Source organism: Accumulibacter sp., assembly GCF_036625275.1.
Taxonomy (GTDB): Bacteria; Pseudomonadota; Gammaproteobacteria; order Burkholderiales; family Rhodocyclaceae; genus Accumulibacter.
Genome location: NZ_JAZKUD010000120.1, coordinates 1 through 9851 on the forward strand (window position 1 = coordinate 1; position 9851 = coordinate 9851).

The window sequence follows — 9851 nt, forward strand, 5'->3', positions numbered from 1 at the left end:
ATTCCGCCCATGCCGACCAGAAGGACCTCCTCAACTTCATCGGCCGCATGCGCCACAAGCCACGGCAGGTACGCCTGGTGCACGGCGACACCGCTGCCAAACAGGCCCTCGCCGCCGCGATCAGGCAACGCCACCCGAACACCGAAGTCATCATCCCCTGACCGATATCCGATGTAGGAGCCCGATTCATCGGGCGACTTCTTCGCTAACGAACCGTGCAACCCGCTCAACCCCATGCCCGGAACCTGCGACAGGGACGGTATTCTCAGGCCGGACAGATCTATCTGTTGACCCTGGTGACCGCCGGACGAGAGCGCGTCTTCCAGGATTTCCGCGCGGCGCGCAGGGTGGTCCGGGCCTTTGCTGAGCAAGCGGTACGCGACTACGGCACCACCCTGGCGTTTGTGGTCATGCCCGATCACGTCCATTGGCTGCTCGAGCTTGGGTCAGAGGGAGGCGTCAGCGCGGCCGTGCGCGTCTATCGTGCCAAGGTCAGCCTGGCCCTGGGCCGGCGAATCTGGCAGAAGGGATTTTACGATCGCGCACTGCGCCGCGAAGAAGATCTGGTTGCCGTCGCCCGCTATGTCGTCGGCAACCCGGTGCGCGCCGGGATCGTTGCCCGTGTGGGCGATTACCCGCATTGGGATGCGGTTTGGATTTAGAAAGACGATCGCCCGATGAATCGGGCTCCTACATTGCCTGCCACCCGTTTCGGGATGCGGTGAGTTGGACCGCACACCGTAGGAGCCCGATTCATCGGGCGATCTTCCTTCCCCTGGCACCTATGGCGCCTCCAACATTGCCGCTGCCGGGGACTTCCCGTATCATTCGTGTTCACGATTTGAACGACCACCATGACCCCGGCAGAACAGGCGCATCTGCGCATCCTCAGAATCGTCGAAGAAGCACCGCAGATTAGCCAGCGGCAGCTCGCCGAACGTCTCGGCGTCAGCCTGGGCAAGGCCAACTACCTGCTCAAGGCGCTGCTTGACCAGGGCTACATCAAGGCCGGCAACTTTCTTCGCGCCGAGGACAAGCTGAAATACGCTTACCTGCTGACGCCTGAAGGCATCGGCGCCAAGCTGCGCTTGACCCGCAACTACCTGGCCCGGAAAGAACAGGAGTACGTGGCGATGCAGGTCGAGATCGAAGACATGCGCGCCGAACTGGCCGCGCAGGAACACATTGGATGAAGAGCGTCGCGCAGCCCCGCGGATGATCCGTGCCGGGCAACCGCTCTGACTTGACGAAGGCCATCGCCGACTGCGGCCTGCCAACCGCAGCCGGCCATACGAAGCACGATTCCGGCGCTGCGCGGGAAGCCGCCGCCGCCAGTGCGAGGGAGAACGCCGGCGGCAGAGCCTTGCCATGTGCTGAATGCGCAAGTATTCGGGCATGGCGGTAGCGTGCCTGACTCCCCCCGGGCCCTGACCTGACCCCCGACGCTGACGAGCTTCACCTTGCCCATACAGCCGCTGGCCCAGCCACCAGACGACTGTCACCCATTCTCACCGAGCACCGAGCCACATGCCCATGACCCAGCCCGCCCACACCCCGCAAAGAAAAGTTGCCCTCATCACCGGCGTCACCGGCCAGGACGGCGCCTACCTGGCTGAACTCCTGCTCGCCAAGGGCTACGAGGTGCATGGCATCAAGCGCCGCTCATCGCTGTTCAACACCGACCGCATCGACCACCTGTACCAGGATCCGCACGAAAAGGATCGCCGCTTCATCCTCCATCACGGCGACCTCACCGACTCGACCAGCCTGATCCGCATCATCCAGCAGGTACAACCGGACGAAATCTACAACCTTGCCGCGCAAAGCCACGTCGCCGTCAGCTTCGAAGAGCCTGAATACACCGCCAACGCCGACGGCGTCGGCGCCCTGCGCATGCTCGAAGCGATCCGCATCCTCGGCCTGGAAAAGAAGAGCCGCTTCTACCAGGCCAGCACCTCGGAACTCTACGGCCTCGTCCAGGAAAGCCCGCAGAAGGAGACCACCCCCTTCTACCCGCGCAGCCCCTATGCCGTCGCCAAGCTCTACGCCTACTGGATCACCATCAACTACCGCGAGGCCTACGGCATCTACGCCTGCAACGGCATCCTCTTCAACCACGAAAGCCCGGTCCGCGGCGAAACCTTCGTCACCCGCAAGATCACCCGCGCCATCGCCCGCATTGCCCTCGGCCTGCAGGATTGCCTCTACCTCGGCAACCTCAGCGCCCTGCGCGACTGGGGCCACGCCCGTGACTACGTCGAAATGCAATGGCTGATGCTGCAGCAGGACCACCCCGAAGACTTCGTCATCGCCACCGGCGTGCAATACAGCGTCCGCCAGTTCGTCGAGTTCGCCGCCGCCGAACTCGGCATCAGCCTGCGCTTCGCCGGTGACGGCGTCGATGAAATCGGCATCGTCGACAGCGTCAGCGGCAACCAGGCCAAGGTCAAGGCGGGCGATGTCATCGTTCGCGTAGACCCGCGCTACTTCCGCCCGACCGAGGTCGAAACGCTACTCGGTGACCCGGGCAAGGCGCGCGAAAAACTCGGCTGGACGCCGACCACCAGCCTGCACGAGCTGGTCAAGGAAATGGTCCTGGCCGACTACAGCTCGGCCCGGCGCGACGCCCTGGTCAAGCTCGCCGGCTTCCAGACCTTCGACCATCACGAATGAGGGGTCGCCAGCATGCCTGAACCCCGGATCTACGTCGCCGGCCATCGCGGCATGGTCGGTTCCGCCATCGTGCGGCAACTGTGCAATCCGCCGACGCGCAGCCCGGCCGCCGGCAACCCTGGCGCCGCGCCCGAGATCCTCACCCGCAGCCACGCCGAACTCGACCTCACCAATCAGTCGGCCGTCGATGCCTTCTTTGCCAAGGAACGCCCCGACCAGGTCTACCTGGCCGCCGCCAAAGTCGGCGGCATTCACGCCAACAACAGCTACCCGGCCGAGTTCATCTACCAAAACCTGATGATCGAGGCCAACATCATTCACGCCGCCTACACCCACGGCGTGCAGAAGCTGCTCTTCCTCGGCTCCAGCTGCATCTATCCCCGCCTCGCGCCGCAGCCGTTAGCGGAAGACGCATTGCTTACCGGTACCCTGGAACCGACCAACGAAGCCTACGCCATCGCCAAGATCGCCGGCATCAAGCTCTGCGAGAGCTACAACCGCCAGTACGGCACCGACTACCGCAGCGTCATGCCGACCAACCTCTACGGCCCCGGCGACAACTACGACCTGCAGAACAGCCACGTCATTCCGGCGATGATCCGCAAGCTGCACCTGGCCAGACTCGCCGCCGAACACGACTGGCCGGCGATCGAAGACGATGAAGCCAGACACGGCGCCATCCCCGAAGACCTCAGACGCCAGCTCCACGACACCTGCACCGGGCAGCTCGATCCCCATCTCACGCTCTGGGGCACCGGCACGCCCAGACGCGAATTCCTCTACGTCGACGACATGGCCGCCGCCAGCGTGCACGTCATGAACCTCGACCCGGCCACTTATGCCGCCCACACCCAGCCGATGCTCTCGCACATCAACGTCGGCACAGGCGAGGACATCACCATCCGCGAACTCGCGACCACCATCGCCAGCGTCATCGGCTATCGCGGTCGCATCGACTTCGACGCCAGCAAACCGGACGGCACGCCAAGAAAACTGATGGACGTCTCCCGCCTGCACGCCCTTGGCTGTCGCGCCACCGTCGGCCTCGCCGAAGGACTGGCCAGGGCCTATGCGGACTTCCGCGCCGCCTGAACCGGGCCGGCGATGCAATCCACGCAATCCGCATTTTCCACACAACGCGCTGCGAGTCATTGATGACGCCTCCTTCCTCATCGCCTGTCCATCGCCGCCAACGCAAGGGAATCATTCTCGCGGGAGGCTCCGGCACGCGCCTCTATCCGGCCACCCTGGCGGTCTCGAAGCAACTGCTGCCGATCTACGACAAGCCGATGATCTATTACCCGCTGACCACGCTGATGCTGGCGGGAATCCGCGACATCCTGGTCATCTCCACGCCGCAGGACACCCCTCGCTTCGAGCAATTGCTCGGCGATGGCCAGCAGTGGGGGCTGAGCATCCGCTACGCGGTGCAAGCCAGTCCGGACGGCCTGGCGCAGGCGTTCATCATCGGCGCCGACTTCATCGGCAACGGCACGTCGGCCCTGGTGCTCGGCGACAACATCTTCTACGGCCACGAAATCGCCAACGATCTGCGGTCGGCCAACGCCCGGGAGAGCGGCGCCACCGTCTTCGCCTACCGCGTCCATGACCCCGAGCGCTATGGCGTCGTCGAGTTCGACAAGTCCGGCTGCGCGATCAGTATCGAAGAGAAGCCGGCGGCGCCAAAATCCCATTACGCAGTCACCGGCCTCTATTTCTACGACAACCGGGTAGTCGATGTGGCCCGCAACCTCAAGCCCTCAGCCCGGGGCGAGCTGGAAATCACCGACATCAACCGCCAGTACCTGGAGTGGGGTGAGCTCAGTGTTTCAATGATGGGCCGCGGCCACGCCTGGCTCGACACCGGCACCCATGAATCCCTGCTGGCAGCGAGCATGTTCATCGAAACCATCGAAAAGCGGCAGGGGCTCAAGATCGCCTGCCCCGAGGAAATTGCTTTTAGGGAAGAGTACATCAGCGCGGCGCAGCTGGCAGCGCTCGCCGAGCCGATGAAGAAGAACCTCTACGGGCAGTACCTACTCGGATTGCTCAGGGAATGACACGGTCTGCGAGTCGTCATCGCTGCCGCAAAGAAACCTTCTTGCCGAATGCCGCCCTTCAAACATCGACTTTCCTCACCTCGGCCCAGCCCATGAAACTTGTCCCGACATCGATCCCGGACCTCCTGATCATCGAACCCGTGGTCTTTGGCGACTCCCGTGGCTTCTTCCTCGAGAGCTGGAACCGCAGGACCTTTGCCGCTCTTGGCCTGAATCCGGATTTCGTGCAGGACAACCAGTCCCGTTCCGCGAAAGGCGTGCTGCGCGGCCTGCATTACCAGTTGCGGCAGCCCCAGGGCAAGCTGGTGCGGGTGACCCAGGGCGCCGTCTTCGACGTCGCGGTGGATATCCGCCGCTCGTCGCCCACTTTTGGACGTTGGGAAGGGGTCGAGCTGTCGGCAGAAAACCAGCGCATGCTGTGGATACCGCCCGGCTTTGCGCATGGCTTTCTCGTCCTCTCGGACCTGGCCGACTTCTGCTACAAGGCCACGGCCTATTACGCACCGGAAGACGAGCGCTGCATCCAGTGGAACGATCCCGCAATCGGCATTCGCTGGCCGCTCGACGGCGAACCGACCCTATCGCCAAAAGACCGCGCAGGAACGCCGCTGCTGGCTGCCGAGGTGTACTGATCCGTTTGACCAGGCGTATTTGCAGGAGCCCGATTCATCGGGCGATGCCAACTGTCATGGACTCGGCTCAGCCGATGTGCGGATGGCCATGCGCCGGATCAGGAAGCAGATTCAGGAGTGTATTTCATATACTGTCCACTTATTTTTGTTATTTTTTAGGGACTGCTGTGAGCATGCGGGAACGAGGGCTTCCGAGCGCCGCCCCCGCCCCAATTGTTGACAGCGCGGCCTCGCGCCATGACCGAGGTCAGCTGAGGTTGGTGAGTGGGCCCTGCGCTAGAAGGTATTTCATATACTGTCCCTTTTATTCATGTCATGATCCTACCCAGCGACGACTACGACACCCCGTGGAAAGACGCGTTGACGCGCTACTTCCCGGAGTTCATGGCCTTCTACTTCCCGCAAGCCCACGGCGAGATCGACTGGCAGCAGCCGCACCTCTTCCTGGACCAGGAACTCGCCCAGGTGGTGCAGGACGCGCAGCTCGGCAAGCGCCTGGTTGACTGCCTGGTGCAGATCGCGACGCGGGACGGAGGTGAGCAATGGGTCTACATCCACGTCGAAGTCCAGGGCCAGCACGATGCCGACTTCCCCGAGCGCCTGTTCACCTATAACTACCGCCTCTACGACCGCTACCGTCGTCCGGTTGCCAGCTTGGCCGTGCTGGCCGACGAACGTGAAAACTGGAAGCCGGACGGGTTTGGCTATCAACTGTTCGGCTGCGAGGTCGGCATCCGCTTTCCCGTGGTCAAGCTCCTCGACTACGCCAACCAGACCGAATCCCTGCTCGAAGACCCCAACCCCTTCGCACTGGTCACCGCTGCTCACCTTCTTACCCGGCGCACAAAGGGTGACCCGGAACAGCGCTATGCGGCAAAATGGCGGCTGGCCAAGCTGCTCTACGAACGCAATTGGGACAAGCAGCGCATCATCGATCTGTTCGGGGTCATCGACTGGCTGATGCGGCTGCCGACAGACCTTGAGCAACGGCTGCTGCAGGAAGTCTACACACTGGAAAGGAAGGTCATCATGCCTTACGTCACCTCTGCAGAACGCTTCGGAGTCGAGAAAGGCCGGCAGGAAGGCCGGCAGGAAGGCCGGCAGGAAGGCGAGGCTGCCCTCCTGAAGCGCCTGCTCGCGCGTCGCTTTGGCGCGCTCCCCGATGCGGTCCAGGTTCGGCTGACCACCGCGGATGTCGATCAGCTGGAAGAATGGGCGATCAAGGTGCTCGATGCCGAGTCCCTGGACGAAGTCTTCGATCAGCGCCCACAGTAGCAACGGGGCAGCACACCCCAACCGGTTGCGATGTCGCAGGACCACCCACACGACTTCGTCATTGCCACTGGCGCGCCATACAGCGGTCGGCAGTTCGTCGTCCAGGTCGTCAAGTTCGCCGCCGTATGACCGGGGCGCGCCCGTGTACTTTGCCGGTGAGGACCGAGAGCGTGTGAATTCCTGGCTGGCGAGGGTGACACTGAGGCATGGCGGTATGGAAACGGGCTATACGCAGTGCGTTGGCTTCCTGGCGCCGTCCCAATTGCTGACAGCGCGGCCTCGCGCCATGACCGAGGTCAGCGGAGGTTGGTGAGTGGGCCCTGCGCTGGAAGGTATTTCATATACTATTTCTTTGATTGTGCATTGTGGGGAGGTCGATATGAGCACCAGGTACGAAACCGATGTCGTGGCATGGGCCAACGAGCAGGCCAGCCTTCTTCGTGCCGGACGGTTCGAACTGCTCGACCGCGACCACCTCGCGGAGGAAATCGAAGACGTGGGCAAGAGCGAACAGCGCGAACTTGCGAGCCGGATGTCTGTTCTAATGGCTCATCTACTCAAGTGGCGATATCAGCCGGAGCGGCGGGGAGCCAGTTGGGAAAAGACCATCCTCGCACAGCGCAAGGAGATTGCCTATGGACTGAGTGACACCCCAAGCCTGACCCCCAAGCTTCAGGAAACGCGATGGCTTGAGATGGTGTGGGCCAAGGCTGTTGCTCAGGCGGTTGGGGAAACCGGCCTCGATTGCTTTCCCGACGCTTGTCCCTGGGCGATGGAAGAAGAAGTCCTCAATGATGCCTGGCGACCGGATGCCTGAAGGCACGCATCGCGACCAGCCGCTCCCCGGCGCCGTCACGTCAGCATGCGGACAAAGGCTTGCGCAGTACCCGCGAAGGTACGGAGGCAGCTGCAGGGCAATTGATCAACCCTCAGCCAGGCAGGAATACACAAGCCGCATACTAACGTCGTGGTCAACATCGTTGGCTGGCGCACGACTTCGATACGCTCATGGCGATGGATCGCTCAGCACTCACGCGGAAATCCACCTGGTTTATCTGATTGTTTTTGAGGAAAACTGGTTGTACGAACTGCGTTCGCGCTTGCGCGGGAATGAGGGTTTGCTGGCGCCGCCCCAATTCTTGCAGCCCCCGCGGCCCCGCGCCATGACCGAGGTCAGCTGAGGTTATTGAGTGGGCGCGTCTCTGGAAGGTATTTACTATACTGTCCCTTTTATTCCTGAAAAAATGGTTGTCGAACCACGCATTTGTGTCATTGACCCCGTAGATTTCATAAAAACGCAACAGGACACAAGCCATGAGAACTGATACAGAAATTCGCCATGAAGGTGTAGCGACGCTCATCAAAACCCTTGGCCCCGTCGAAGCCGAGCGATTTATCGCACTGATCAACCGGGAACGGCTTGATTACACCGAATGGCGCAGAAATCAATGGCTAGAAGAAACAGTTGCCTCCCTCGCCGATAAGGCAAGAAAACTTCGTTCGGCAAGTAAGGAATGAACCCTCAAGTTAAATAATCCCTCGTTCGGCTGATGCGGCTATTGCCCGCCGAAGGATACCAAGCAATTGCTGGCCAACTACTGCGATGTGCTCCGTTCACCCCTCCACCCCCGCAGATTGGCCACCAGCCCCCTCAGCGGTGCCTGCGGACGGACGCCGCCGTTCGTGACCGCTTTGTGCCGGGCGTCTGCTGTCCGGCGGCGATCAGACAAACTGCGCAAGCCTTTTCCTCAACATGTTACCGATGTAATCTGAGAAATCAGTTGCGGTTTCGTTGGGTCTGAGCGTGAGGTGTATTGGACTAAGCGTCGTTGACCCCGGCCCAGCCCGTCTTGCCATACATCTGACCGACCACGATCTTCGCCAACTCGACCGCGATGCTCTGTCGCGGATTGGGGAAGAGGCGTTGCGGCCGTTGGCGGAGCGCCTGGTGGCCGATCTCAAGGACGCGCCGGACCGATTGAACCAGCACTCCCGCAATAGTTCGCGTCCGCCCGACAGCAATTCGGTTTATCGCCAACCCGTGGGGCCTCGGAGCGTGATCCGCCAACGGCACCGGTCGACACCGGGCTGATCCCGATCTTTGACCGATCACGCAAAGCCACCTTGGCCATGCACTTGAAACAGCCGTGTTTCTGGATCTGCGAGAGGAACCCAACCATGCCCTACATCGCCTCGGTAGAACGTATCGGCATTGAGAAAGGCATTCAGCAAGGCATGCAGCAATGGGAGTCTGCCCTCCTCGAACGCCAACTCACCCGCCGCTTCGGCCCGCACAGCGCGGAGACACTGGCTCGGCTGCAGGCCGCCACCGTCGAACAACTGGAACAGTGGGCCGAAAACATCCTTGACGCCACCACGCTGGAAGAGGTCTTCAAGGATTACTGACCACTTGACCAACCGGACAAGTGGGTCGGTTCCGGTTGTTGCCGGCAAGACGGCTGCCTGGCGCCGCACCAGTTTTTCACAGCCGCTGAGGTGACTGGCACAAAAAGACATCCCCGAATCCCAGGCAGTGGAGCTTGTTGCCAACGGAACGCCTATCACTTCAACGGGGCGGCAGCGCGCAGCCGTGGCCGGTCCGTCCATTCCTGGAAATCGCCTTTGACGAAGTTAGCATCGTCGCCGCCGTCACCGTCAACCAGGCCGAGGCCAAGGCCGGCGAGGTCATCGCCCCTTCATCCAGGCCAAGCGGGTTGGTGACCCGGCAAACAGCGCGCATTGCCAGGCGCCTGGACTTGATTTGCGCCGCAGCGGCTGGATCATCCACCGGGAAGACCGCTTGCGGCGGCAGCGCTGAGGATGATGAACATTGAGACTTGTCCAGCTCTGTTCTCTTGAGAGTTTTCTATACTGTCCCCTTTTATTGCATCCTGCACCACGGCGACCTCACGGACTCCTCCAGCCTCATCCGCATCATCCAGCAGGTGTGGCCCAACGAGATCTACAACCTGGCCGCCCAAAGCCACGTGGCGGTGAGCCTCGAGGAACCCGAATACACCGCCAACTCCGACGCCCTGGGGGCCCTGCGCTAGAAGCTATTTTATATACTGTCCCTTTTATTCCGGAGAGCATCACATGCAAGTAGAACGACTATTTGAGCAGGTCAAGGATCGGCATGTGCTGATTGAACTGCCCGATGCCTTCAATAATCGCCGCGTCGAAATCATTGTCCTCACTGCCGATGAACCCG

14 protein-coding genes and 1 pseudogene are annotated in these 9851 nt (G+C 61.7%); 14 read left to right on the forward strand and 1 reads right to left on the reverse strand.

What is annotated here, in order from left to right:
* The 10 genes from V5B39_RS20425 to V5B39_RS20470 form a co-directional block, all read left to right on the forward strand.
* A partial coding sequence (locus V5B39_RS20425; RefSeq protein ID WP_332344687.1) for an MBL fold metallo-hydrolase RNA specificity domain-containing protein occupies positions 1 to 161 on the forward strand: 161 nt, incomplete at its 5' end.
* A gap of 54 nt (positions 162 to 215) precedes the next feature.
* Positions 216 to 662 carry an REP-associated tyrosine transposase gene (locus V5B39_RS20430; protein ID WP_332344676.1) on the forward strand — a complete coding sequence of 149 codons (447 nt, stop codon included), beginning with the start codon at positions 216 to 218 and terminating at the stop codon, positions 660 to 662.
* Positions 663 to 854: 192 nt separating this feature from the next.
* A complete protein-coding gene (locus tag V5B39_RS20435; RefSeq protein WP_332344677.1) occupies positions 855 to 1193 on the forward strand; it encodes a MarR family EPS-associated transcriptional regulator in 339 nt (112 codons plus the stop codon).
* A 340-nt stretch (positions 1194 to 1533) separates the two neighbouring features.
* Positions 1534 to 2673, forward strand: coding sequence for a GDP-mannose 4,6-dehydratase (gene gmd / locus V5B39_RS20440; protein WP_332344678.1), 1140 nt, complete (start codon positions 1534 to 1536; stop codon positions 2671 to 2673).
* 12 nt (positions 2674 to 2685) lie between these two features.
* On the forward strand, positions 2686 to 3765 hold the full coding sequence (locus V5B39_RS20445; RefSeq protein ID WP_332344679.1) for a GDP-L-fucose synthase family protein: 1080 nt from the start codon (positions 2686 to 2688) through the stop codon (positions 3763 to 3765).
* 62 nt (positions 3766 to 3827) lie between these two features.
* The gene (rfbA, locus tag V5B39_RS20450) at positions 3828 to 4733 is read left to right on the forward strand and encodes a glucose-1-phosphate thymidylyltransferase RfbA (RefSeq protein ID WP_332344680.1); all 906 of its coding nucleotides are present in this window, start codon (positions 3828 to 3830) and stop codon (positions 4731 to 4733) included.
* 92 nt (positions 4734 to 4825) lie between these two features.
* Entirely contained in the window at positions 4826 to 5365 is a 540-nt protein-coding gene (gene rfbC / locus V5B39_RS20455; RefSeq protein ID WP_332344681.1) for a dTDP-4-dehydrorhamnose 3,5-epimerase, read from the forward strand.
* A gap of 315 nt (positions 5366 to 5680) precedes the next feature.
* Complete coding sequence (locus tag V5B39_RS20460; RefSeq protein WP_332344682.1) at positions 5681 to 6640, forward strand: DUF4351 domain-containing protein; 960 nt, start codon at positions 5681 to 5683, stop codon at positions 6638 to 6640.
* 379 nt (positions 6641 to 7019) lie between these two features.
* Positions 7020 to 7457: a DUF29 domain-containing protein gene (locus tag V5B39_RS20465; RefSeq protein WP_332344688.1), complete on the forward strand. Its 438-nt coding sequence runs from the start codon at positions 7020 to 7022 to the stop codon at positions 7455 to 7457.
* Between the two features lie 497 nt (positions 7458 to 7954).
* Positions 7955 to 8158 carry a hypothetical protein gene (locus tag V5B39_RS20470; protein WP_332344683.1) on the forward strand — a complete coding sequence of 68 codons (204 nt, stop codon included), beginning with the start codon at positions 7955 to 7957 and terminating at the stop codon, positions 8156 to 8158.
* Between the two features lie 301 nt (positions 8159 to 8459).
* Here V5B39_RS20470 and V5B39_RS20475 read toward each other — a convergent pair whose 3' ends face one another.
* On the reverse strand, positions 8460 to 8630 hold the full coding sequence (locus V5B39_RS20475; protein ID WP_332344684.1) for a hypothetical protein: 171 nt from the start codon (positions 8628 to 8630) through the stop codon (positions 8460 to 8462).
* Here V5B39_RS20475 and V5B39_RS22335 point away from each other — a divergent pair.
* The 4 genes and pseudogenes from V5B39_RS22335 to V5B39_RS20490 all read left to right on the forward strand — a co-directional run.
* Complete coding sequence (locus V5B39_RS22335) at positions 8589 to 8732, forward strand: hypothetical protein (protein ID WP_434735738.1); 144 nt, start codon at positions 8589 to 8591, stop codon at positions 8730 to 8732. The genes V5B39_RS20475 and V5B39_RS22335 overlap by 42 nt on opposite strands.
* A gap of 86 nt (positions 8733 to 8818) precedes the next feature.
* On the forward strand, positions 8819 to 9046 hold the full coding sequence (locus tag V5B39_RS20480) for a DUF4351 domain-containing protein (RefSeq protein ID WP_332344685.1): 228 nt from the start codon (positions 8819 to 8821) through the stop codon (positions 9044 to 9046).
* A 137-nt stretch (positions 9047 to 9183) separates the two neighbouring features.
* Positions 9184 to 9474, forward strand: coding sequence for a hypothetical protein (locus tag V5B39_RS20485; protein WP_332344686.1), 291 nt, complete (start codon positions 9184 to 9186; stop codon positions 9472 to 9474).
* A gap of 54 nt (positions 9475 to 9528) precedes the next feature.
* Positions 9529 to 9690, forward strand: a pseudogene (locus tag V5B39_RS20490) (GDP-mannose 4,6-dehydratase); the annotation flags it as partial.
* Between the last annotated feature and the right edge of the window lie 161 nt (positions 9691 to 9851).

Bases quoted from the DNA above. Each gene is read 5' to 3' on its own strand.
- rfbC (WP_332344681.1), top strand. From the start codon at position 4,826: ATGAAACTTGTCCCGACATCGATCCCGGACCTCCTGATCATCGAACCC.
- V5B39_RS20480 (WP_332344685.1), top strand. From the start codon at position 8,819: ATGCCCTACATCGCCTCGGTAGAACGTATCGGCATTGAGAAAGGCATT.
- V5B39_RS20470 (WP_332344683.1), top strand. From the start codon at position 7,955: ATGAGAACTGATACAGAAATTCGCCATGAAGGTGTAGCGACGCTCATC.
- V5B39_RS20460 (WP_332344682.1), top strand. From the start codon at position 5,681: ATGATCCTACCCAGCGACGACTACGACACCCCGTGGAAAGACGCGTTG.
- V5B39_RS20445 (WP_332344679.1), top strand. From the start codon at position 2,686: ATGCCTGAACCCCGGATCTACGTCGCCGGCCATCGCGGCATGGTCGGT.
- gmd (WP_332344678.1), top strand. From the start codon at position 1,534: ATGACCCAGCCCGCCCACACCCCGCAAAGAAAAGTTGCCCTCATCACC.
- V5B39_RS20465 (WP_332344688.1), top strand. From the start codon at position 7,020: ATGAGCACCAGGTACGAAACCGATGTCGTGGCATGGGCCAACGAGCAG.
- V5B39_RS20435 (WP_332344677.1), top strand. From the start codon at position 855: ATGACCCCGGCAGAACAGGCGCATCTGCGCATCCTCAGAATCGTCGAA.
- rfbA (WP_332344680.1), top strand. From the start codon at position 3,828: ATGACGCCTCCTTCCTCATCGCCTGTCCATCGCCGCCAACGCAAGGGA.